General features: G+C 35.6%; 30 protein-coding genes and 1 pseudogene. 21 read left to right on the forward strand and 10 right to left on the reverse strand.

Annotated elements, in window-relative coordinates:
• Positions 1–9 precede the first annotated feature (9 nt).
• Together MNO09_RS09365 and MNO09_RS09370 are read right to left on the reverse strand one after the other, a co-directional pair.
• Positions 10–1299, reverse strand: coding sequence for an NCS2 family permease (locus MNO09_RS09365; RefSeq protein WP_000676235.1), 1290 nt, complete (start codon positions 1297–1299; stop codon positions 10–12).
• A 134-nt stretch (positions 1300–1433) separates the two neighbouring features.
• Positions 1434–2105 (reverse strand): SIMPL domain-containing protein, encoded by a 672-nt coding sequence (locus MNO09_RS09370; RefSeq protein WP_001161444.1) that lies wholly within the window; start codon positions 2103–2105, stop codon positions 1434–1436.
• A gap of 160 nt (positions 2106–2265) precedes the next feature.
• On the opposite strand from MNO09_RS09370, the gene MNO09_RS09375 reads away from it, so the two are divergent.
• Both MNO09_RS09375 and MNO09_RS09380 read left to right on the forward strand, forming a co-directional pair.
• Positions 2266–2685, forward strand: a complete 420-nt coding sequence (locus MNO09_RS09375; protein ID WP_001003312.1) for a MarR family winged helix-turn-helix transcriptional regulator — start codon at positions 2266–2268, stop codon at positions 2683–2685.
• A 102-nt stretch (positions 2686–2787) separates the two neighbouring features.
• On the forward strand, positions 2788–3333 hold the full coding sequence (locus MNO09_RS09380; RefSeq protein WP_000820923.1) for a hypothetical protein: 546 nt from the start codon (positions 2788–2790) through the stop codon (positions 3331–3333).
• 17 nt (positions 3334–3350) lie between these two features.
• On the opposite strand, the pseudogene MNO09_RS09385 reads toward MNO09_RS09380, so the two are convergent.
• The 5 genes and pseudogenes from MNO09_RS09385 to MNO09_RS09405 all read right to left on the reverse strand — a co-directional run bounded on the left by MNO09_RS09385 (position 3351) and on the right by MNO09_RS09405 (position 7852).
• Positions 3351–4416: pseudogene (locus tag MNO09_RS09385) on the reverse strand (ABC transporter permease).
• 38 nt (positions 4417–4454) lie between these two features.
• Positions 4455–5519, reverse strand: coding sequence for an ABC transporter permease subunit (locus tag MNO09_RS09390; RefSeq protein WP_000486554.1), 1065 nt, complete (start codon positions 5517–5519; stop codon positions 4455–4457).
• Positions 5520–5531: 12 nt separating this feature from the next.
• Positions 5532–6596 (reverse strand): ABC transporter permease, encoded by a 1065-nt coding sequence (locus tag MNO09_RS09395; RefSeq protein ID WP_000468561.1) that lies wholly within the window; start codon positions 6594–6596, stop codon positions 5532–5534.
• Positions 6586–7467, reverse strand: a complete 882-nt coding sequence (locus tag MNO09_RS09400) for an ABC transporter ATP-binding protein (RefSeq protein WP_000922145.1) — start codon at positions 7465–7467, stop codon at positions 6586–6588. The genes MNO09_RS09395 and MNO09_RS09400 overlap by 11 nt, the downstream gene beginning before the upstream one ends.
• Positions 7433–7852, reverse strand: a complete 420-nt coding sequence (locus MNO09_RS09405; protein WP_000548040.1) for a GntR family transcriptional regulator — start codon at positions 7850–7852, stop codon at positions 7433–7435. The genes MNO09_RS09400 and MNO09_RS09405 overlap by 35 nt, the downstream gene beginning before the upstream one ends.
• A gap of 166 nt (positions 7853–8018) precedes the next feature.
• Between MNO09_RS09405 and dacF the strand changes: the two genes are divergently transcribed.
• From dacF to MNO09_RS09475, 14 genes are all read left to right on the forward strand, one after another.
• A complete protein-coding gene (dacF, locus tag MNO09_RS09410) occupies positions 8019–9209 on the forward strand; it encodes a serine-type D-Ala-D-Ala carboxypeptidase DacF (RefSeq protein WP_000831989.1) in 1191 nt (396 codons plus the stop codon).
• 170 nt (positions 9210–9379) lie between these two features.
• Positions 9380–9730: an anti-sigma F factor antagonist gene (gene spoIIAA, locus MNO09_RS09415; RefSeq protein WP_000059133.1), complete on the forward strand. Its 351-nt coding sequence runs from the start codon at positions 9380–9382 to the stop codon at positions 9728–9730.
• Positions 9731–10171, forward strand: a complete 441-nt coding sequence (gene spoIIAB, locus MNO09_RS09420; RefSeq protein WP_001243399.1) for an anti-sigma F factor — start codon at positions 9731–9733, stop codon at positions 10169–10171. It begins immediately after the preceding gene.
• A gap of 12 nt (positions 10172–10183) precedes the next feature.
• Positions 10184–10942 (forward strand): RNA polymerase sporulation sigma factor SigF, encoded by a 759-nt coding sequence (gene sigF / locus MNO09_RS09425; RefSeq protein ID WP_000350733.1) that lies wholly within the window; start codon positions 10184–10186, stop codon positions 10940–10942.
• Between the two features lie 137 nt (positions 10943–11079).
• Positions 11080–12612, forward strand: coding sequence for a sodium-dependent transporter (locus MNO09_RS09430; RefSeq protein WP_070169110.1), 1533 nt, complete (start codon positions 11080–11082; stop codon positions 12610–12612).
• Complete coding sequence (locus MNO09_RS09435) at positions 12612–12710, forward strand: methionine/alanine import family NSS transporter small subunit (protein WP_000016829.1); 99 nt, start codon at positions 12612–12614, stop codon at positions 12708–12710. The genes MNO09_RS09430 and MNO09_RS09435 overlap by 1 nt, the downstream gene beginning before the upstream one ends.
• 140 nt (positions 12711–12850) lie before the next feature.
• Complete coding sequence (gene spoVAA, locus MNO09_RS09440) at positions 12851–13447, forward strand: stage V sporulation protein SpoVAA (RefSeq protein ID WP_240515221.1); 597 nt, start codon at positions 12851–12853, stop codon at positions 13445–13447.
• Positions 13440–13856 carry a stage V sporulation protein SpoVAB gene (gene spoVAB / locus MNO09_RS09445; RefSeq protein ID WP_070169109.1) on the forward strand — a complete coding sequence of 139 codons (417 nt, stop codon included), beginning with the start codon at positions 13440–13442 and terminating at the stop codon, positions 13854–13856. Before spoVAA ends, spoVAB begins: the two co-directional genes overlap by 8 nt.
• 14 nt (positions 13857–13870) lie before the next feature.
• Entirely contained in the window at positions 13871–14329 is a 459-nt protein-coding gene (gene spoVAC, locus MNO09_RS09450; protein WP_000147732.1) for a stage V sporulation protein AC, read from the forward strand.
• Between the two features lie 13 nt (positions 14330–14342).
• Complete coding sequence (spoVAD, locus tag MNO09_RS09455) at positions 14343–15359, forward strand: stage V sporulation protein AD (protein WP_001241142.1); 1017 nt, start codon at positions 14343–14345, stop codon at positions 15357–15359.
• Positions 15360–15362: 3 nt separating this feature from the next.
• Positions 15363–15713, forward strand: a complete 351-nt coding sequence (spoVAE, locus tag MNO09_RS09460; protein WP_000345909.1) for a stage V sporulation protein AE — start codon at positions 15363–15365, stop codon at positions 15711–15713.
• Positions 15714–15718: 5 nt separating this feature from the next.
• Positions 15719–16288 (forward strand): stage V sporulation protein SpoVABEA, encoded by a 570-nt coding sequence (gene spoVAEA / locus MNO09_RS09465; RefSeq protein ID WP_001254417.1) that lies wholly within the window; start codon positions 15719–15721, stop codon positions 16286–16288.
• On the forward strand, positions 16275–17747 hold the full coding sequence (gene spoVAF, locus MNO09_RS09470) for a spore germination protein SpoVAF (protein ID WP_000165598.1): 1473 nt from the start codon (positions 16275–16277) through the stop codon (positions 17745–17747). Before spoVAEA ends, spoVAF begins: the two co-directional genes overlap by 14 nt.
• Before the next feature lie 95 nt (positions 17748–17842).
• Entirely contained in the window at positions 17843–18646 is an 804-nt protein-coding gene (locus MNO09_RS09475; protein ID WP_002096335.1) for a Cof-type HAD-IIB family hydrolase, read from the forward strand.
• Between the two features lie 31 nt (positions 18647–18677).
• On the opposite strand, the gene MNO09_RS09480 is transcribed toward MNO09_RS09475, so the two are convergent.
• Entirely contained in the window at positions 18678–19544 is an 867-nt protein-coding gene (locus MNO09_RS09480; protein ID WP_000850512.1) for a DUF1002 domain-containing protein, read from the reverse strand.
• A 187-nt stretch (positions 19545–19731) separates the two neighbouring features.
• Here MNO09_RS09480 and MNO09_RS09485 point away from each other — a divergent pair, with 187 nt between their 5' ends.
• The 3 genes from MNO09_RS09485 (at position 19732) to ribT (ending at position 21006) form a co-directional block, all read left to right on the forward strand.
• Positions 19732–20169, forward strand: a complete 438-nt coding sequence (locus MNO09_RS09485) for a peptidylprolyl isomerase (RefSeq protein ID WP_000853785.1) — start codon at positions 19732–19734, stop codon at positions 20167–20169.
• Between the two features lie 218 nt (positions 20170–20387).
• Positions 20388–20570, forward strand: a complete 183-nt coding sequence (locus MNO09_RS09490) for a hypothetical protein (protein ID WP_033657732.1) — start codon at positions 20388–20390, stop codon at positions 20568–20570.
• A 67-nt stretch (positions 20571–20637) separates the two neighbouring features.
• Positions 20638–21006, forward strand: coding sequence for a GNAT family N-acetyltransferase RibT (ribT, locus tag MNO09_RS09495; RefSeq protein ID WP_000908397.1), 369 nt, complete (start codon positions 20638–20640; stop codon positions 21004–21006).
• A 20-nt stretch (positions 21007–21026) separates the two neighbouring features.
• Here the strand turns inward: ribT and MNO09_RS09500 are convergent, their stop codons facing one another.
• Together MNO09_RS09500 and MNO09_RS09505 are read right to left on the reverse strand one after the other, a co-directional pair.
• Positions 21027–21545, reverse strand: a complete 519-nt coding sequence (locus MNO09_RS09500) for a DUF309 domain-containing protein (protein ID WP_000283580.1) — start codon at positions 21543–21545, stop codon at positions 21027–21029.
• Between the two features lie 97 nt (positions 21546–21642).
• A complete protein-coding gene (locus MNO09_RS09505) occupies positions 21643–21738 on the reverse strand; it encodes a YjcZ family sporulation protein (RefSeq protein WP_000510194.1) in 96 nt (31 codons plus the stop codon).
• Positions 21739–21907: 169 nt separating this feature from the next.
• On the opposite strand from MNO09_RS09505, the gene MNO09_RS09510 reads away from it, so the two are divergent.
• A complete protein-coding gene (locus MNO09_RS09510; RefSeq protein WP_001199757.1) occupies positions 21908–22651 on the forward strand; it encodes a segregation/condensation protein A in 744 nt (247 codons plus the stop codon).
• A 158-nt stretch (positions 22652–22809) separates the two neighbouring features.
• Positions 22810–23382 carry a segregation/condensation protein ScpB gene (scpB, locus tag MNO09_RS09515; RefSeq protein WP_000375162.1) on the forward strand — a complete coding sequence of 191 codons (573 nt, stop codon included), beginning with the start codon at positions 22810–22812 and terminating at the stop codon, positions 23380–23382.
• The last annotated feature ends 47 nt before the right edge of the window (positions 23383–23429 follow it).

Below are 23429 nucleotides of genomic sequence, written 5' to 3' on the forward strand. Positions count from 1 at the left end.
TGTTTTTACTTAACCAATAGCATGTAATACAAACATGGCTAAGAATAAGCATGTAACGATATACATAGACGGTGCGACTTCTTTACGCTTTCCAAGAGCAATTTTTAAGATAGGATAAGCAATAAATCCGAACGCAATGCCATCAGCGATACTATATGTGAGCGGGATCATGACGATAATTAAGAACGCTGGAAATCCTTCTGAAAAATCGTTCAGAGGAATTTGTTGAATGCTTGTAATCATCAGGCCGCCAATAATAATTAATATTGGTGCAATGGCACTATCAGGAATTAGTTTCACAAACGGAAGTACAAACAGTGATGCAAAGAATAACAACCCTGTAACGATAGACGTCAGACCTGTCTTTCCACCTGCAGTAATACCTGCGGCACTTTCTACTGTTGATACAGTAGGGCTTGTGCCAAATAGACCACATGTCATTGCTGAAATTGCATTGGCTTGGTAAGCACGTGGGAATTTACGGTCATCTTCTAATAAACCGTGCAGAAGTCCCATGTTCTCAAAAATAAGCACCATGCTTAAGGAGAATGTTGCAATCCAAAACGGTAAGGAAGAAAGTTTGCCAAATGACATAGCTCCAAACACATCGCCGTAATTAGCGAATGAGAATGAACTATTTCCGATTTGACTTGTATCAACAAGACCAAATAGCCATGCAATACCAGTTCCTATTGCAATCGTCCATAAAAAGTTTCCACGTACGTTACGAATAAATAGTACAAGTGCAACGATAAGAGTAAGTAGTGTCGCAAGAACGACAGGGTTACTTAATTTACCCATTGCAACAGCAGTATTTGGATTCGAAACGACTAAACCACCTTTTTGCAATCCGATAAATGCTAAAAATAATCCGATGCCGACAGTAATAGCTTCCTTTAATGACTTTGGAATCGATACTGAAAGCACGCGAGCGATTGGTGTAAACGCAGCAATTGCAAAAATAATACCAGAGATGAAGACAGCTGCTAATGCTTCCTGCCAAGCTAATCCGAGCGTATGCACAGCAGTGTACGTGAAGAATGCATTTACGCCCATACCAGGGACAAGAATAGCAGGTGCATTTGCCCAAAATGCCATGAGCAGACATCCGACAAATGAACTGAAAACAGTTGCTAAAATTCCAGCTTCAAGAGGAATGCCAGCATCCGATAAAATTGATGCATTTACAATCATAATATATACGATCGTGAAAAATGACGTAACTCCAGCTAAAACTTCTTGTTTTGGTGATGTTTCGTGTAAACCTAATTTAAATGTTCTTTCAAGTATTCCTTTCATGTTAAACCTTCTTTTTCATATCCCTCTCCCACCCGTGATATCTCTTTCGTAAGAGCTCACCGTCCTTTATTATATCAGAACATCATGTTTTTACAACAAGGAAAATGATAACGTTTACTTATAAAAGAAATTATTTATAAATACGTAAAAATCGCTCGTATTGTTGAAATGATTTCTAATTCTCCTGATTGAATGGGCGGAGCTGCTTGCGCATGTAAAGTAGCATAGGACGTCACTTCCCGTGGTAATTGGGCAGATTCTTCAACGAATGAGAGTGGAACAGGATTAATGTTTAAATTGTATGTACTCGCAATAGCACGAGCTTTTTCTACCGCTTGTTGCAGAGCTTGAATGAGAGCTTGCTCATAATATTTATTTGGATGAGATATTCGAAAACGTAACCCTTTTGCTAAGTTTGCTCCATTTGAAACGGCTATATCATATACTTCCCCTGCTTTTTGTACATTTAAAACGGTAATTTCATACAAATGTTCCACACGATATCCTTGTAATAATGCTTTATCATTTACATATTCGTACTGGGGCGTAATTGTATATGAAATGGTTTCTATATTTTTGTCGGCAATACCTAGTTGTTTTAGTGCATCCAATAATTGTTTTGATTGCACTGCATTCTCTTCTTGTGCCTGTTTTACATTTTTATGATCTGTACGAATACCAATCGTTAATATAACAACATTGGGTTTTGCTTTGACAACACCTTCACCTTGTACAGTAATAGTCGCTTCTTTACCAGTATTAGCTGTGCGTACGTTGTGTAAATAAGGATTCATTCCACCTTGCATCTTCCATCACCATCCTTATTTATATGTATATGTGTGAACAAAAAAGAAATTTATATGAAAAAAGTTACATAAATGAGAATGTTGAGGGAAGAAAGCATATACAACATAGGTATTTATAGATTATAATATGTGTAAATATGATAAAAAAGGGACGAGGCTAGTGAACGAAAAAAGAGAAACACTGATTTTAGAGTTATCCGGATCATTCCGAAAGATGATACGTTTATTACAAAATGATATTAATACACGTTTTGCAGAACATATGCCATACAATGAATTTTCTGTATTACGCGCGTTATTTTTAAACAGTCCACAGATGGCTTCGCAAATTGCGAGTGAAGTAAACGTAACCTCCAGTCATATTACAGCTGTTACTGATCGTCTCGTACGAAAAGGGTTTGTAGAAAGAAAGCGTTCAAATTCAGACCGTCGTATCGTGTACCTAGAAATTACAGAACACGGAAGAGAAGTAACTGAAAAACTTGAAGCTGTGCGTAAAGAATATTATAAAGAGAGATTTAAAGGTTGGAGCGACCAAGAAATCGAAATGGTTTTAGATTTATTTGGCCGCGTATTATAATAAATGAGGATAGGAAGCGAAAGCTTTCCTATCCTTTTTCTTTTGAATAAAAATATTTTGAAACTCCAATACTTTAATTAAAAAGAATCGGAGTGAAAAATTATGAAACGTATTTGTACGCTTTTCATTATGATTGGAAGTTTTTTCTGCTTTAATCAGTTCGCGGATGCGGCTACGCCTCTTCAAGTCGTTCAAAAAGAATTACAACATATTTCAAATAAGCAACCTGTTTTATATTCAAAGCTATGGATCCGTTCAATGCAGAATGCTATTTTATTTCATCATAGTGATAACATTCGGCATGAAGATACGATAAGCAATGTGACAAAGTCTTCTCTTATAAAAGTAAAACAGCTTCCACTTCAGAAAGCATCACAGTACATCCCTAGATTATCACAATATATTTCTAAGTTTGAGGCTGAGAATGTGCAAGTGTATTATGTTGCAGCACGTTATGAAGTGAAAAAGGAAAATCCATATCAGTTAAATGGCATGAATTATTTTATGCAAGTGTTTATTCAACAAGGGGGAGAATGGAGAATTGCTGAAAGCATAGTTGCTCCAACAGATCAAATCGTGGCAAATGGTGATGGATTTGGAACGAAGCAAGAAAAAGAGTATGGGAAAAGAAGAGAGAATGTGAAATAACCTCCTTTTGAAGGAGGTTATTTCGTGCGAAGTAAAAATTTTTTATTTATGGAATAGTTAAGTACTACATAGCTAAATACTCCTATTATTAGGAATCCAGCGTAATAACTTAATATTGGATCATTTTTTTCACCTGTTAACCAGCCTCCTAATAGTGCGAAACATATCGTGACACACGGTATAAATAGACGTTGTAGTTTAGTGAATAATAATAGTTTACCGTTATTTTCATTTTTTGTCCGATTATAGAAAAATACTCCTAATGGTAAAAGAAAAAGAATATATAGAATCGGAGTGATAAGTTTCCGGATGGGCTGGAATTGGTGTTGCACCGTAACGGATTCTTTTAGATTATTAATGTTTACTTCTTTTACTTTTGGATTAAATGTATAAGATATATAAGTATTATTAGTAGGTGCAAAAACTTCAATGTTCTCTACATATGATGTGTAATTCGCCTTCTTAAGGAAAAATTCAGTTGTAGATATATTTGTGTGAATCCAAGTGAAATGAAACAGCAACATACTTAGTCCAGATGGTAATATAATAAAAACTAAGCTTAATATACTATGTGAAATGACATTACCAGCAATTGTTCCTATAAAAATTGCTATTGTAAAAATCGCAATCCATGTAATGGTAACATAACATAATAATGTAAGTATTGGCCCGAAGGATTGATATTGGTTAAACAGATTAACCGTTAGGATAAAATACATTAAGATGATATTAAGGCTCATTATGAATATAATTACAATTGTCCCGAACAGCCATTTAGAAAGAAAAAGTTCTTTTCTCGTGAATGGCATTGCGAATAACAGATGATCTGTTTGATTTCGTTTTTCCCAACTTATTAATGAACAAGCGAGTAATATGAAAGTTGGAATGAAGGGGATGATAAGAGTATCCCCATTTAAACTATAGCTGAAATAGTTATCTTGGTTTGCTGAAAGACTTGTTAGTTGAATCTGTAAATCATTAAAATAGCTAATAGGTAAAAACCAAAAACTACTACAAGCAAAGAAGTAAAAGAATGTACTTACTTTGCTTGTAATGATGTAACCATAAAGCCTTATAAAACATGTTATTCCTCCAATGCCCAACATGTGATTATGTTGAATTTAGTTAATATTCCAAGTAAACTTCCATTTTAATATTTTTGGCAGGAAGAAATACATAATTAAACTAGTAACTAAAAATCCGATGTAAAAGCTAGGCAATGACTGCGCGCCACTTAACATTAAACCTCCAATGGTCCCACCAAAGAAAATTGCACAAGTCAATACTACTTTTTGCAGTTTTGGATATAATAAGTAGTTACCATTTCGCTCATTGACTGAACGGGCATATAAATATATACCGAGTGGTAATAAAATAATGATATGTGCGATAGGTGCAATCAATGTTTTTGCCGGCGGAATCTTTGTAAAGTTTGGTTCGTTATGACGTACTCCATTTTGATCGGTATAAGCGCTTTGTGGATCATAATTAAAGTTAATATTAAAATCTTCTGCTGGACCAGAAATACGTATGTTTTCCATAACATCATGTATACGGCCATTCTTCTCATGAAAGTCGACATTCGAGTGAACAGCGATGACTCCTGATATAAGTGGTGGAAGTAATAATGGGAAGATGAATATAACGGCAGTGAGAAATCCTTGCGAGATAATATTCCCAGTTATTGTTCCTACGCATAATGCGAGTGTATAAATAGCGATTAATACAATTAACATATATATAAAGTAACTATGAAACGGGGAAAATACTTGATATTTATTATGAAAAGTCAACCTTTTCATAATAGCAAATAGCCCCCAGTTTAAAATGACAACAGCGGCAATATTACAGATTCCAAACAACCACTTTGTTATATAAAGGTGTGAACGCTTAAAGGGCATAGACCATAACAAGTCGCTAGCGTTATTTTGTCTTTCCCATCCAATTAACGTACAAGCTAGAATGATCAGTACGCTACCTAACAGCATGACAGGATCTAGAAGTGTTAAATCAAAGTGATAATGATATACATAGTTCCATTTTTTATTGTCATTTAGAAAGTGTTGCTGTTGAATAGAAGTCATATAGTAGTAATATGACAAAGTATAGAAGCTGACGAGCCAAAATAACCATACAACATATTTACTTTGTTGATATGTTCTTAGCCATAGTGCTTTTTGAAACATAGGATCTCTCCTTTAAAAAACTTTATAATTTGTTAGGCGTGATAATACAACATAAGTAATGATTCCAGCGAGAAACAAACTGATATAGTAGTTAGGTAAGAAATAAAATTGATTGATTTTATAGCCACCTAGTAGTGAAAAGTAAATGGTTGTCCCCCATATCCATATTTTTAAATGTTTTTGGAAAATAAATATCTTTTGACTGTTTTCATTTGGTGATCGCATATATAAATATGTTCCAAGTAGTAAGTAAAAAATCGTATAGAGAATAGGGACAAACATCGATTTGGCTGAATAATATTTATGAGATACTGGATTTCTTAAAGTAGCTGGATCGTTTTCCTTCTCAAGGTGTTCTGGATGATAGTTATAATCAATAGAAAAGCGATAAATTGGTGCAACTATATTTGTTTTTTGATTGAATTCATAAAGTTGTTGATCTAATTTATTACTTTTAGTATTGGTAGCCTCTAAATGGTTTAGCGTAAAAGTGTACACTAGTGGAATAAATGTAAGCCCCATTAGTAGCCATGGAATGCAAAAAATGACCTGCGAAACAATGCTTCCAGTAAAAGTACCGATACATAGAGCAGCTGTATAGACTGCAACATAAGAAACAATTGCATAAAGAAAGTATCGATGAAACGGACTGAATGATTGGTAATCAAAATGAATGGTTGTTCTATAAATAACATACATAAGAATCCAATTTATAAGTAACGAGCTTACAATACAAAAGGAACCGAAAGCCCATTTAGATAAGAAAACATGTTTTCTTTTAATCGGCATCGTCATAAGTAGTGTATTAGATTGGTTGCTACGTTCCCATCCTATCAATAAGCAGGCTAAAGCAATGATAAGAACAGTTAACAAAAAACTATTACCTTCTCCTGAAGAAAAGGTATAAAAATAATAATACTGTTTCCCTTTTTCTTGTAATTCGTAATATTTATCGAGTTCCATCTGAGCGCTTCTATAGTATCCTAAAGATAAAAGGTAAAGCGAACTAAAGAAGAATAGCAACACAGCATATTTCCCGCGCTTCCAATTCCACGTCCACAACGCCTTATGAAACATACCCATCCTCCTCCAGTGTCGTAACGAAGACATCTTCAAGTGACATTGTTAATTCTTCAATGAGTATAGGTTGTTCTTTATAAAACTTCTCCAGTGTTGTAGCCACATTTCCCTCAATTAAGATTGTAAATACTTTACCTGTTTGATTTAATATTTTAATATTGCTTAAGTTTTCTAGTTTTTGAGGTAATGAACGTTCGTAAGCTACTTGTATTTTTGCAAATCGTGATTTGGCATCGTCTAGTGATGTAATAGAAGATATAGTATGGCCTTTTAATATAATAATTGTATCCGCAATTTGTTCCACTTCATCTAAATGGTGAGTTGAGATAAAAATGGTAATCTCTTTTTCTGCAACTTCTCCAACGAGAAATTGGAGAATCTGCCGTTTAACGATAGGATCAAGTCCATTTGTCGGTTCATCTAAAATGATATATTCTGCTTTTGTAGAAACGGCTAAAATGATGGCAAGCAATGCTTTCATTCCTTTTGAATAGCTACGAATTCGTTTGTTTGGTAAGTTAAAACGTTCTAACAGTTCATAGAAATACGCTTCATCAAATGCGGTATAAACTTGCTTGTAAAACTTTACAATTTCTTTTACCGTATATCCGTTTAGTATGTTAGTAGAATCAGGGACATATACAATTTTTTGCTTTATTTCAGGACACTGATGAATGTTTGTATCTTCATATGTAACAGTCCCGGCATCAGGGTCTAAAATCCCGACCATCGTTCGTAATAAAGTTGTTTTCCCCGCACCGTTTCTTCCGAGTAATCCGATGATACTTCCTCTTTGTAATGTGAAAGAAACATCATCTAAAATCGTTTGATTATCAATTGTTTTCTTCAAGCTTGTCACTTTCAGCATCCGTATTTCCTCCAATCTCTTTATAGTATGAATCTATCCAATCATGAATTTTATCTTTCGTAACACCAAGATAAGAGGCTTCTAATAGTAATTGATGAAATTGCTTTTCAACCATAGCGATTTTCCTTTCGTCTAATGTTGGGGTAATCGATTGGGATACAAATGTTCCTTTTCCTCTTAATGTTTCAATAATCCCTTGTCGCTCTAACTCTTGGTACGCTTTACTCACTGTGTTTGGGTTTATAACGAGTAAAGAAGCGAGTTCGCGTACAGAAGGTAGTTTGTCACTTGGAGCTAACATGTTCTTCAATACGAGTTCTTTTATATTTTGAACAATTTGTTCCCATATCGGAGTGTTGCTTCTTGGATCAAGTTGAATATGCAAGAGCAATGTCTCCTTTCTGACTTGTATTAAGTGTACTACTGTATGTAATACACTTAATACAATATAGGTGGTGAATGTATTTGTCAACTGAAAATATTAGAAAAATATGGTATTAAAAAATAAAAAATTGGAAAAAATAGGTCTGATATAGAATGGAGGGTTAGTCATGAAGCGAGTTTTTGGAATACTTGTTTGTTTCATGTTATTGCTTTCTGGTACTTCAGTTAGTTTCGCACAATCTGAGAAGACGAAGCAGGAGAAAACAGAAGAAACAGCGCCGAAGTTAGCGGAACAAGCGTCGTCAGCAATTGTAATTGAACAAGATACAGGTAAAGTTTTGTTTGATAAAAATCCAAATGAGAAATTACCACCTGCTAGTATGACGAAGATTATGACAATGCTATTAATTATGGAACAAGTTGAAAAAGGAAAACTAAAACTGACCGATAAAGTTAGAGCAAGTGAGCATGCGGCTTCAATGGGTGGATCACAAATCTTTTTAGAGCCTGGGGAAGAGATGACTGTAAATGAAATGCTAAAGGGTATTGCCATTGCATCTGGAAATGATGCGTCTGTTGCAGTAGCAGAGCATATCGCTGGTTCAGAAGAAGGTTTTGTAAATATGATGAACAAAAAAGCGAAAGACTTAGGACTGAAAAACACTCATTTTCAAAATCCAACAGGTCTTCCGGCTAAAGAGCATTATTCCACAGCAAATGATATGGCTATAATGGCAAAAGAATTGATGAAGTACCCACTTATTCGCAAATATACAGGTAAATACGAAGACTATTTACGTGAAGATACGGATAAGAAGTTTTGGCTCGTGAATACGAATAAGTTAGTACGTTTTTATCCTGGAGTAGATGGTGTGAAAACGGGCTTTACGACAGAAGCAAAATATTGTTTAACAGCATCGGCTGAAAAGAATGGGATGCGTGTTATTTCAGTTGTTATGGGAGCACCTACATCGAAAGAACGGAACAACCAAGTAACAAAGCTTCTTGACTACGCATTTGGACAATATATGACAAAAAAAATGTATACACGAGGCGAAAAAATTAAGACTGTACAAGTAGGAAAAGGGAAAAAAGAAAAAGTAGATTTAGTTGCGTCAGACAATGTGTCTCTTCTTATGAAGAAGGGCGAAAATATGGACAAAGTAAAGCAAGAAGTAATTGCTGAAAAGAAAGTGAAAGCGCCGATTAAAAAAGGTGACGCGCTCGGTACACTAGTTATTAAAAAAGATAAAGATGTTTTATTAAAACAAACAATTGTAGCAAAAGAAGATGTTGCTGCAGCGAGCTGGTGGGAGTTATTTAAAAGAAGTTTTGGGATGTTTTCAACATCAAAATAGCGGCAAATATTTTGCCGCTTTTCTATTCGTATGAAAGTAAATAATTGCTGAATCGTTTCACTTTATGGCGAAATAGTTCTTCTTTTGTCAGCAGGAAGGATTCTTATGTTGTATCACGAAAATCTTTATGTATGTAAATGAGTAAAGTTTGAGCATAAGGAGGAAATCGTGTGAGTCTTTCCATGCAATTAGAAGTAAAACGTGACGTCCTATGTGTGAGACTAGCGGGTGAATTAGATCATCATACTGCTGAAGAGTTGCGAACGAAAGTAACAGATATGATTGAGACACATGGTGTTCATCATATTGTTTTGAGCCTAGAGAACTTATCGTTTATGGATAGTTCTGGTTTAGGTGTTATATTAGGCCGATATAAGCATGTAAAGGGATTAGGTGGAGAAATGGTTGTTTGTGCAATTTCACCGCCTGTTAAACGTTTATTTGAAATGTCGGGCTTATTTAAAATTGTTCGTTTAGAAGAAAGTGAAGCGCATGCGCTCGCGACGTTGGGGGTGGCATAAATGAGAAATGAAATGAACCTTCAATTTTCAGCATTAAGTCAAAATGAATCGTTCGCTCGCGTTACAGTAGCTGCTTTCATTGCGCAACTAGACCCAACGATGGAAGAACTTACGGAGATTAAAACAGTTGTGTCAGAAGCAGTTACGAATGCAATTATTCATGGGTACGAAGGAAATGCAGAAGGTGTTGTTTATATTTCTGTAATTTTGGAAGAAGCAATGGTGAAACTCACGATTCGAGATGAAGGGATTGGCATCTTTGATTTAGATGAAGCAAGGCAACCCCTTTTTACAACTAAACCTGAATTAGAGCGTTCCGGAATGGGATTTACTATCATGGAAAATTTTATGGATGAAGTAGAAGTTATTTCAAACGAATCTTTCGGGACAACAATCCATTTGACAAAATACTTATCAAATAGTAACGCTCTATGCAATTAAGGAGAATAGCCTATGGACATAGAGGTCAAAAATGAGAAGAAGAAACCTCAGTTAAAGGACCACGAGCTAAAAGCGTTAATTCAACAAAGTCAAGATGGAGATCAACAAGCGAGAGATACAATCGTTCAAAGTAATATGCGTCTCGTATGGTCGGTTGTGCAGCGTTTTCTTAATCGAGGGTACGAACCAGACGATTTATTTCAAATTGGATGTATTGGGCTATTAAAATCGGTAGATAAATTTGATTTATCTTTCGACGTGAAATTTTCAACATATGCAGTTCCAATGATTATTGGAGAAATACAACGATTTTTACGTGATGATGGATCAGTGAAGGTAAGTAGATCTTTAAAAGAAACAGGAAATAAAATTCGAAAGATGAGAGACGAGCTTTCGAAAGAATTTGGAAGGGCCCCAACGATTAATGAAGTAGCCGAAGCGTTAGAACTAACGCCAGAGGAAGTTGTTCTGGCGCAAGAAGCGAGTCGAGCTCCTTCATCCATACATGAAACGGTGTATGAAAACGACGGGGATCCAATCACTATTTTAGATCAAATTGCAGATCAATCTGAAACGAAATGGTTTGATAAAATTGCTTTAAAAGAAGCAATTAGAGAATTAGATGATAGAGAACGTTTAATCGTGTATTTACGCTACTATAAAGATCAAACCCAATCAGAAGTAGCGGAACGAATAGGCATTTCGCAAGTACAAGTTTCAAGACTTGAAAAGAAAATATTAAAACAGATGAAAGATCGAATAGATGAATAGCTATCTATTCGATTTTTTTTATGACTTTAATTTAGTAGGGATTGTAAACTTTTGTAAAAATTAACAGAATTTATTGGTGATATAGTAAATTTAAAATATAATCCAAGTATGAACTTGTCACAAAGGGGGAAGAAAATATGGAAACGAGGCAACAATGGGGAACGAGGGCTGGATTTATTTTCGCAGCGGTCGGCTCTGCCGTTGGATTAGGAAACATATGGCGTTTTCCTTATACAGCGTATGAAAATGGGGGAGGCGCATTCTTTTTACCGTACTTATTCGCATTATTAACGACTGGTATTTCATTATTGGCGTTTGAATTTGCTCTTGGGCATCGTCACCGTGGTTCAGCGCCACTTACGTTCTTCCGTATTAGTCCGCGTGCTGAATTCATCGGATGGTGGCAAATGTGTGTAACATTTATCGTTTCAACATATTATACAGTAATTATAATTATCGCTTGGTCTATTTCATATACGTACTTTGCAATTACTGGAGCATGGGGGAAAGACACGCAATCATTTTTATTTAAAGAGTACTTACATGTTGCAGATAAGCCAGGGCAGTTTGGGGGGCTTGTGCCGGAAGTATTGATTCCATTAGCTCTCGTTTGGATTATTGTGCTTGGTGTTGCATTCAAAGGAGTTAAAAAAGGAATCGAAGTGGTTAACCGCATTTTCATTCCTTTACTAGTTGTTATGTTCCTTATTATCGTAGTTCGTGCAGTGACGATGGAAGGTGCGATGCAAGGATTAGATGCATTCTTCAAACCAGATTGGAGTCGTATTTTTGATGGGAAGGTATGGCTTGCTGCTTATGGTCAAATTTTCTTTAGCTTATCTTTAGCATTTGGAATTATGATTACGTATTCTAGTTATTTACCGAAAAACTCAGATACAACAAATAATGCCTTTATTACTGGCTTTGCAAACTCAGGATTTGAATTATTAGCAGGGATTGGGGTCTTTGCAGCTCTTGGATTTATGGCAAACAATATGGGAGTACCAGTTGATAAAGTAGCAAGTGCTGGTGTAGGACTTGCATTCGTAGTATTCCCGCAAATTATTAATGAATTACCGATGTCACCGTTATTTGGCGTATTGTTTTTCTTATCATTAACGGTTGCCGGAATTACATCCCTCATTTCGCTTGCGGAAGTATGTTTTGCGGCCGTATCTGAAAAGTTCAGCTTAAGCCGCCAAAAAACAATTGGAATTATGGGAACGCTTCTCGTACTAGTGTCTCTTGTTTTTGCAACACGTGGTGGGCTTATGTTCCTAGATGTTGTTGATTATTTCGCTAATAACTTCGGGTTAATTTCAATTGCATTAGTGGAAGTAGTTACGATAGGGCTCATTCTACGCCGTTTACCAGTTTATCAAAATCACGCAAACTTCGTATCTGATATTAAGTTAGGGACGTTTTGGAGAGTGAGTTTACTCGTTATTACCCCGCTTATGTTAGGATACATGTTAATTGATGGGACAATCCAAAATATTAAAAAGAACTACGGAGATTATCCAACGGAGTTTATCGTAACATATGGTTGGTCAATTGCAGCAGCGTTCCTTATCGTTGCACTAATCATTAGTATAAAGAAATGGAATGCACAAATACATTCAGATTCTGCTAAGCTTGAAAAAGAATGGAAAGATCGGGGTGTTTCATAATGAGCGGATCAGCGATTATGATGATGGTTATTGGTATGGTAGTCATTTGGGGAGGACTCGCATTAAGTATTGCAAATTTATTTAAGAAAAAGGCATAAACTAAAAAACATCTGTACCGAAACGGTACAGATGTTTTTTTATGAAAAAATTGTATTAGAAAAAAATTCAATAACCATACTACAACTACGAGGAAGAGTGAAGAGGTGAATGGAAATTGGAACAAACAATTTATATTAAAATGCGTAATCGATTAAAAGTTTCTCCTACGTATGAAGTGAAACTGGGTGATGTCGCTCAACTTGCCGGAGATGCTATGGTAGTTGAGTCATTACAGAATGAGGTAGTTTACAAAATAACAGCGCATGATAAGACGCATGTTGTAATTGATGTTATGAAAATTATTGAGATTATTCAACAAAAAGCGGCTCATATACAAATTAATTTACTCGGTTCTGGACAAACTCTTGTTGAAATTATATATGAAAAAAAGAAAGTACATCCGATTTTCTTCGGACTTGTATGGTTGTTACTTTTTATTGGAGCGGCTCTTGCGATCATTTATTTCCATGAAGATGTAAGTATGCAACAAGTACACCAGCGGTTATATTACATGATTACGGGAGAATTTAAGGCACAACCACTTCTATTTCAAATTCCTTATTCAGTAGGTCTTGGGTTAGGTATGGTTTTATTTTTTAATCATGTATTTCAAAAGCGAATTAATGAAGAGCCGAGTCCGTTAGAAGTGGAGATGTTCCAATACCAGCAGTCACTTGACCAATATGTAATTGTTCATGAAAACAAGGACAATATGAAACAACTTGCCGATGATTGAGTCTGGGCTTGTTATTTTAATTGGTTTAGCGGGAGGAATTGCAGTAGGTAGCGGATATGTCGCATTTTTAGCTGTACTTGGTATAATCCCCCGACTAGCTCAATTAACGAGACGTGGAAAGCACATTCAATATTTTGAGTGGGCAGTTATTGCAGGTACGTTAACAGGAGCTTGGTGTAGTTTGAAAAACATTACATTTCAAACATCGCAATATTGGCTTGTTATATTAGGACTGTTTTGTGGCACATTCATTGGAATGCTTGCAGCTGCATTAACAGAAGTGTTAAATGTTTTACCTATTTTAGCGAAACGAGTAGGGGTAGAAGGGAAAATCGTTGTTTTACTCGTTGCTCTTGTACTTGGCAAAGTAATAGGCTCATTGTTTCACTGGATTTATTTCGTAAAGTAGGAGGCAATATATAAATGACAGGGCGAAAACTAAAGGATGATTACATAAATAAAGTGAAGGAGTACCATCCAAAACCAAACTATTTCCTAAATTGTGTCAAGGCATTTCTTGTAGGTGGACTCATTTGTACTGTCGGAGAAGTATTAATGAAATTTTATATACATTATTTTCATTTCAGTGAACAAGAGGCAGGAAATCCGACAGTTGCAACGCTTGTATTATTATCGGCGATTTTAACAGGTTGTGGTGTATATGATAAAATCGGTCAATTTGCTGGAGCGGGATCGGCCGTACCTGTTACGGGATTTGCGAATTCTATGGCGAGCGCTGCGCTAGAACATAAGAGTGAAGGAATTGTGCTTGGAGTTGCTACAAATATGTTTAAGCTAGCGGGAAGTGTTATCGTTTTTGGGGTCGTTGGTGCATACGTTATTGGATTAATAAGATATACTTTTAACATTTTTATGTCTTAAAGGAGGGGCTAGTATGAGGTTGACTGGAAAACAAACGTGGGTATTTCAAAATGATATTTATGTGAATGCAACCGGTACTGCTGTTGGTCCAAAAGAAGCTGAAGGCCCTCTTGGGAAGGATTTTGATATTTCATATGATGATTTACATTGCGGAGAGGAAAACTGGGAACTTGCTGAACGAAGATTAATGTCAGATTCAATTCAACAAGTCTTGCAAAAAGGAAATGTAAAGACATCACAAATTGATTTCTTTTTAGCAGGTGATTTATTAAATCAAACAGTGACAGCAAATTATGTTGCGCGTAAGTGGGGGATTCCCTTTTTAGGGATGTTTAGCGCTTGTGCAACCTCGATGGAGACTTTAGCGGTTGGATCAGCCTTTATAGATGGTGGATTCGCAAATCGTGTTTTAGCGACGGTAAGTAGTCATAATGCAACGGCTGAAAGACAGTTCCGTTATCCAACAGAGTATGGGGGACAAAAACCAGGAACAGCAAATTCCACTGTTACAGGTGCGGGATCCATATTAATTAGTAAAGAAAAAAGTGCCATTAAAATTACGGCAGCTACGATTGGAAAAGTGCAAGATTTAGGGATTGCGAATCCTTTAGATATGGGGTCGGCGATGGCACCTGCTGCTGCTCATACAATTCAACAACATTTTGAAGATTTGAAGAGGAGTGCAGCAGATTATGATTTGATTGTTACCGGTGATTTATCAGCTATTGGGACACCAATCGCAAAACAACTGTTACTGGAAGAAGGTTATGATCTTGGGCATATATATAATGATTGCGGATTAATGATTTATGATTCCGGTCAAGAAGAAGTATTTGCCGGTGGTAGTGGTTGTGCTTGTTCAGCTGTTGTCACATATGGTCATTTATTAAGCGAGATGCAAAAAGGGAATTTACAACGAATTTTTGTCGTTGCTACTGGCGCGTTATTAAGTCCGATGATGATGCAGCAGAAAGAAACCATTCCAACAATTGCACATGGTGTCGTATTTGAGAGAGTGAAGGGAGAGTGAATTGTGGATTTTATATATGCATTTCTTGTAGGAGGTGCCATTTGTGTAATTGGACAGGTATTGTTAGATTTCGCAAAGTTAACACCAGCCCATTTAATGGCTACCTTTGTAGTTATAGGAGCAGTTTTAGATGGATTCGGATTGTACGATAAGCTTATAAAGTTTGCTGGTGCTGGTGCGACAGTTCCTATTACAAGTTTTGGACATTCACTATTACATGGGGCAATGCATGCGGCAGAAAAACACGGATATATTGGGATTGGTATGGGTATGTTTAGTTTAACGTCTGCAGGCATTTCTGCAGCGATTTTATTTTCATTTTTTGTAGCACTTATATGTAAACCGAAAGGATAAATCAAATGAGACGAAGGGTTGTTTTGGTCACAGATGGAGATGAATATGCAAAGCGGACAATTGAGCTTTTAACGAAGGAATTTGGGGGAAGGTGTATTTCAGCATCACAAAGTAATCCAACCAAATTGACAGGGAAGAAAGTTGTTGAGCTTATTATGCAAACGCCATATGACCCTGTATTTGTCATGTTTGATGACAGTGGATTTATTGGAGAAGGATCTGGTGAAAAGGCTTTAAAATATGTAGCCACACATAAACAAATTGATGTACTGGGGATTTTGGCAGTAGCGTCTAATACACATCATTGGGAATGGGCACGTGTAGATGTCAGTGTAGATCGGAACGGGAATTTAACCGAATACGGTGTTGATAAATTTGGACTTCCAGATGGTGAAATTGGCAGAATTAGCGGAGATACAATTTATTGTTTAGATGATCTGAATGTTCCTGTCATTGTGGGAGTTGGTGATATTGGTAAGATGTGTGGAAACGATGAATGGGAGAGAGGATCACCTATTACTAGAAAAGCGATTCAATTAATTTTGGAAAGGAGTGGTTTTTATGACGAAACCTAAAAAAGTGGAAATCCCTATTTCATCTTTCATAAGTGATAATGAAAATTACTTAAAGCAAACAGCTGGACTGGGTGTTACATACGACGTTGGCATTCGTAAATTTCAAATTTTGAATAAAGAAATTGGTGTGTTATTTGTAAATGGACTTTGTGATACAAATTATATTATCCCTATTTTAGAAGAAGCGGTGGATACAAATGAGATAAGGGATGTAGAAGAAGATACAGTGAAGCTTTTAGAGAATCGTTTAATCCATCAACAAGTAAGCAAAGTGAAAACGATGGATGAGGTAATGCTTCAAGTATTATCAGGACTCATCGTTATATTTGTGGAAGGTGAAACAGAAGCGTTTGCAATAGATGTTCGTAGTTATCCGGGCCGGACGCCGACAGAACCAGATACAGAAAAGGTAGTACGTGGTGCAAGGGATGGATTTGTTGAAAATATCGTTGTAAATACAGCGTTAATTCGTAGAAGGATACGTGACCCACGTCTTCGAAATGAAATGATTCGAGTAGGAGATAGATCACAAACGGATATTTGTATTACATATGTACAAGATGTTGCAAATCCGGATTTAGTTAAAATTATAAAACAAGAATTAAATAACATTGAAGTAGACGGGATTACGATGGCGGATAAAACGATAGAGGAATTTGTAGTTAAACAAGGCTATAATCCCTTCCCGCTTATTCGATATACAGAAAGACCAGATGTAGCAGCAAATCATCTATTAGAAGGACATGTGTTAGTACTCGTTGACACATCGCCAAGTGCTATGATTACACCGACAACATATTTTCATCATTTACAGCATGCAGAAGAGTTTAGGCAAAATCCAGCTGTAGGTACATTTTTACGTTGGGTACGTTTTTTAGGTGTTATATTTTCACTGTTCTTATTGCCATTTTGGTTAGTGTTTGTTTTTGATCCAACTCTTTTACCAGAAAGTCTTGCTTTCATTGGACCGAACAAGATGACGCATTTACCAATTTTATTACAAATTTTGATGGCCGAAATCGGACTCGAATTTTTAAGGATGGCTGCCATTCATACACCGACATCATTGTCGTCTGCAGCAGGATTAATTTCTGCCATATTAATTGGTCAAATTGCCATTGATGTAGGTTTGTTTGTACCAGAAGTAATTTTATACGTAGCAGTTTCTATGATCGGAGCATATGCAACACCGAGTTATGAATTAGGGCTTGGGAATAAAGTCGGAAAGCTATTTGTCATTATTTTGACAGGTATATTTCATGAAATGGGATTTGTGGTTGGAATGACGATATTGATTTTATTTTTAACGTCTATAAAAAGTTTACAAACACCGTATTTATGGCCGTTTTTACCATTTGATTGGGGAGCGTTAACAAAAATTCTACTCCGTCCAACGATGTCTAGTTTAAAAGTGCGCCCAAGTATTGTAAAACCTCAAAATGTAAGAAGGCAAAAATAAGCAGGATTAATCTCCTGCTTATTTTTTATCGAAAATTTATTGTTTTTTAACAAAAATCAAACATTTTTTGTGTACACTTAGAGTAGATATTGTGTATGGAAGGGGAAGAGGACATGATTAAATTATTTGTAAGTGATTTAGATGATACGCTCGTTTACAATGTGAATCATATGCAAAAAGAAGATGAACGTGCACTTTGTTGGTTAGCTGAAAAAGGGACAAATATTTGTTTTGCCTCTGGCCGCTTTACTCATCGAATTGATGAAGTCGTAAATAGGTTTGCATTCCCGTATTACACAACTAGTTTAAATGGAGCAACGATGTTACTGCCGGATGGAAAAATATTTCATGAATCAAGTTTTGAAGATGGGATTGCCCAGGAAATATATCGATATATCCATAAAAAGGGACTAGCAGATATTGTTTGTGCAAATGAGCAACGGTATACAAAAAGAAAGAATGAACATCATCATACTTTTGAAACGTATATGGGCGTGCATATTGCTGAAATAGAAGCATTAGAAGAGGAATTTGGTAAGACTGTACATCCTGCGAAATTGTTTGTTTTTGGGGAAGAAGAGACAATTGCAGCATTAGATCAAGAGTTACGAGATACATTTCAGAGCGAAGCGGAAGTTTTTATGTCGGGTAAACGCTATGTTGACATTATGCCAAGGGGAGTAAGTAAAGGGAGTGCTTTAAGGCGACTAATGGAACATTTACAAATTGAAGCAAATGAAGTTGCATGCATTGGAGATTCTTTCAATGATATTTCTATGTTTGAAGTAACTCCGCATTCATTTACTCTACATCATGCTCATCCATATGTGAAGGAGAAGGCAAATCATATTGTTCGTTCGGTCGAAGAAGCTGTTATGAAATTGCCATTACTTGTATAAAAAAAGAAGCTCGTCACTGACGAGCTTCTTTTTACTTGAATAACGATTTAACAAAATCAATGATACTTGAGAAGAAATCTTTAACTTTATCTAGGAAACCTTGCCCTTCTTCAGATCCTAAAAAGGCAGAAACGTGTTCTTTTGCTTTATTTAACTGACTGCCAACTTGATTCCAATCGATATTAAGATTTTTCATTTTATCAAATAGCGCAACTAAGTTATCTAACTGTTCATCCGTTAATGTAATGCCAAGTTGATCCGCAATTTTTTGAATTAATGAACGTAAATCTTCAGTCGTTTTTGGCTGTTCTTTGGCAATTTCTTCTTTAATTTTTGCAACAAGTTGAACTGCTTTTTCTTCACCAATTTTATCGCCGAGCTGGGCTGTTTGCACCATTTCTTCATTGGCTACTTTTTTTACTTCCTCAGGAATTGCTTTGTTCGATGTTGTTTCATAGGCTTTCATTAAACCGGTTAAAGCAGCAGTTCCTGAAACTTTAAATGGTGCAGTAATTTGAATTTCTGCATCTTTCACACCTGCTGTAATAAGTGCGTTTGTGTACATTGCATCTGTTATCGAATTAATGTTTTTTGAACGTACAATGAGACCAGACCCTGGTTTTGTGTATGTAATCATAGAAGAGGAAATTGCTCTCGTACCAATTTGCGCTTTTGGAACAATCCCTTCTAGAAATTTATGTTCTTCCGCATTAGACACAGTAATGATTGTAGCATCCTTTGGTGCTTTCATTTCTTTTAACAGATCTTGTTTTTGTTGTTCAGACAAGTTTTCTCCTAGTGTAACAATTGATTCTCCTTCGATGATGTCTGCAAACGAAGCTGTTGGCATCATAAATACCGTTACAGCCAATAGCAGAGCTAGTAATTTCGTTTTCACGAAAAATCGCTCCCTTTCTCTTTCTAAAATTTTCGGGCAACACAGTTATTATAGTATATATTTCTTATTTGTCACCTAGCTTTTTCCACATTTCGAAAAAGAAGTATCTAGATTGTCGGATTCTTTTTGTTTCTAGTCATGAATGTGGTAATATAGTGCTGAGATAGTTGAAAGGAGACATATACGTATGAAAACTTTAGGATACATATTAATGGAAAATGGTGAAAAAATCGATTTAGAATTTTTCCCAGAAGAGGCACCAAAAACAGTAGAAAACTTTAAAAAACTAGCAGAGCAAGGATTTTATGATGGTGTGACATTCCACCGCGTTATTCCTGGCTTCGTAAGCCAAGGTGGAGATCCAACAGGAACAGGTGCAGGTGGCCCAGGTTACTCTATCCCATGTGAAACTGATGGAAATCCTCATAGACATCTTGTAGGTTCACTTTCTATGGCTCATGCTGGCCGTAATACAGGCGGTAGCCAATTCTTTGTTGTTCATGAGCCACAACCGCACTTAGATGGTGTACATACTGTATTCGGTAAAGCAACAAGCGGTATTGAAACAGTATTAAACATGCGTCAAGGCGATGTAATGAAAGAAGTTAAAGTTTGGGAAGAATAAGTTAATGGGAAAAGAGAGCTATGGCTCTCTTTTTTGTTTTTTTAATAGGAATGGGTATTTCGTTTGCAGTACATGATACAAGTAGTACTGTATTGAAGAGAAAATATGGCGCCTATAAGAACAAAATTTTAACAAATTACATAGAATACATTAAATTACATGTTTCAAGAAATATTTTTATTACATTAATTTTGCTAGAATTCATTTGCTCTCAGGTGATGAATATTGAAGTGGTAATGAGCGGTGGATGTTTCTTTTTGCTTTCATATAACAGCGTTTCTTCTTTAATCTACTTAGAAAAAATAGTACTGAAACATATATTTGACTTTCTTCTTTTGGCTTTGTATGATTATCAAGTTGTTTTAGGCCCTTCTCACTCTGTTGAAAATATTGTAAAATGAATGTGATATGAAAAGAGTGGTTGAGGGGATTAATAGTTTGTAACTTTTGTAAGAAGGGATAAGGGTTATGTTAATTCGTTTTAAAAAAAGTTATGAAAAGATTGCAATGGGGCTTCTTTCATTTATGCCAACTGAAAAAGATGTAAAAACATTACAATTGACTATGAAAGATTATGAAGCAAAGGATGATTGGCAATTGTATTTGTGGAAACAAAACGAAGATTTTGTTGGGATAATGGGGATTGTAAAAAAAGAGAATCAAGTGTTGGAAATTCAGCATTTGAGTGTGAACCCGTCTCACCGTCATATGGGTATTGGGACGAAGATGGTTCAAGAGTTAAAGAGTAAATTTCTTGAGTTTACAATTTGCGGAAATGAGCAAACAGCAAGTTTTTGCAAAAAGTGTAAAGGGCTAGAACAAAATATACATTCGTGAAAGCAGAGATAAGTAGTTTATTATCTCTGCTTTCTTTTTTGTAATTGTTCGTTTCGTTCAGCGATGACCTCTGTTCGATCACGTAATGTGTGCTTATGTATTATATATTCATTAGAAGTAGCATTCACGTCTTTCCAAGGAAGGTTTTGTTTCTGACATAATTCCATGCAGTGCTTTTCTAATGCTGTATCCGATAATGGTAAAAATAACGGTGTAAAACTCTCTTCTTTCTGTATAGATTGCAATCTATCCTGGAGTAAGCATAGAAGTTGTGTCTGATTTATTCCCAAACGTAGTAAAGGTGCACTGTTTATTTCTAAAATCTTTATGGCGCTTTTCATCATTTTCTCTGCGCCATTCCAGTTAGAGCGTCTTTGATGGTATAAAGAAACTGCAATTTGAATAAGACCGACTAAATAATTATCACGATTTTCTCTCGGTTTTGTTTTCCAATATTCTTCCAGTATTTCGTGGCACTCAAAATAATCATAATCTCCGTGAAAATGAATTAAAAATTGGATGTATTCGGTAGGATACATTTTCTTCACCCCTGTTTAACGGTTATAAATACAAGTGTATCATAGAAATATAAACAATAAACGACTAGGGAATTGTCCCTAGTCGTTATTGTTCATATTAGCAGAAGCAAGCTGCCCCTACAATAATTAGTAAAATAAACAATACAACAAGTAATGCGAACCCACCGCTAAAACCGCAATCAACGTGACCCATAGTTTTTTGACCTCCTACATTGTTCTTACTACACTGTTATCATATGAAGCGGTGGGCATGATGATATAGGCATAGGTCCATTTTTAATTAAATTTCTTAAAAAGGTTGGATAGAACATGAGTATGCTCTATACTTATGTTGTTATAGAAAAAATGTGGTGGGATGCTTTGTGCAGTATAATTTTAAAGTAGAGGCTTTTGAAGGGCCTTTAGATTTATTGTTACATTTAATACATCGTTATGAAATTGACATATATAATATTCCTGTAGCGGAAATTACAGAGCAATATTTATCTTATGTTCATACGATGAAAGAACTACAATTAGATGTTGCAAGTGAGTATTTAGTAATGGCTGCGACTTTATTACAAATTAAAAGTAAAATGTTGTTGCCGAAACATGAAGAAGATGTACTTGATAACGGTGATGACTTTATAGATGATCCTCGTCAAGAATTGATGGAGAGGTTAATTGAATATAAGAAATATAAGCAAGTTGCTACTGAGCTAAAAGAAAGAGAACAAGAAAGAGCACAGCTATATACACGTCCGCCAATTGATTTTACATCGTTACAACAAGAAGAGGAGACAAACTTGCCTCTTGATGTTACGTTATATGATATGCTAGCGGCATTTCAAAAATTAATGCGCCGTAAAAAAGCAAAGAAACCTGTAACAACACGTATTACTCGTCAAGAAATACCAATTGAAAAGCGCATGATTGATATTTTAAAACAGTTAGAAATACAAGGTGGTCGTCAAAGTTTTTATGATTTGTTTGTTGATGATGAACGGGAAATAATGGTTGTAACATTTTTAGCGGTTCTTGAGCTTATGAAAAATCAACAAATCATAATTGAACAAGAACATAATTTTGATGAAATTTTCGTATCAAGCTCTACTAAATCTGCATAGATTTAGTATGGAAAATGGGATGGAAATAATATATCTCATGCTAGGTTTGAATGTATCGTTTGGAACAAGAGAAAAAATATTGAACCGAACGCATTAATTGTGATTCGGTTTTTTGATTTGTATTTTTATGGAGAAAATTGGAGGAAGGAGCTCGTAAAATGGATAGAAAAGAACAGAAATCAATCATTGAAGGGCTTTTATTTGTTTCTGGTGATGAAGGGATTTATCCAGAACAAATAGCGAAAGTGCTTGAAATTGAAGGAAATGAAGTAATCGATATTTTAGAAGAAATGCAAAAAGAATGTGAAGGTGCACACCGCGGTTTGCAAATTGTACAGTATGCAAAAGTATATCGTTTTGCTACAAAGAAAGAACATGCTTCGTACTATCAAAAATTAATAGATATCCCAACAGCTGCTTCACTTTCTCAGGCTGCTTTAGAAACGTTAGCGATTGTGGCATATCGTCAACCTATTACAAGGACTGAAATGGAAGAGATTAGAGGGGTGAAAACCGATAAGGCGTTACAAACGTTAGTTTCACACTTACTTATAAAAGAAATGGGAAGAGCAGAAGGTCCAGGGCGTCCTATTTTATATGGAACAACGAAAGAATTTTTGGATACATTTGGATTGAAAACATTAGATGATTTACCGGCACTTTCTGAAGAGAATGAACAAATGAATGAAGCAGATTTATTCTTTGGTTCTTTACAGGAGATATCGAAATAAAAGCTTAGCATTTTGCTAAGCTTTTTTTGTATATCAATTATATACCG

It is taken from the genome of Bacillus sp. N5-665 (genome assembly GCF_022637375.2).
Classification (GTDB): Bacteria; Bacillota; Bacilli; order Bacillales; family Bacillaceae_G; genus Bacillus_A; species Bacillus_A wiedmannii.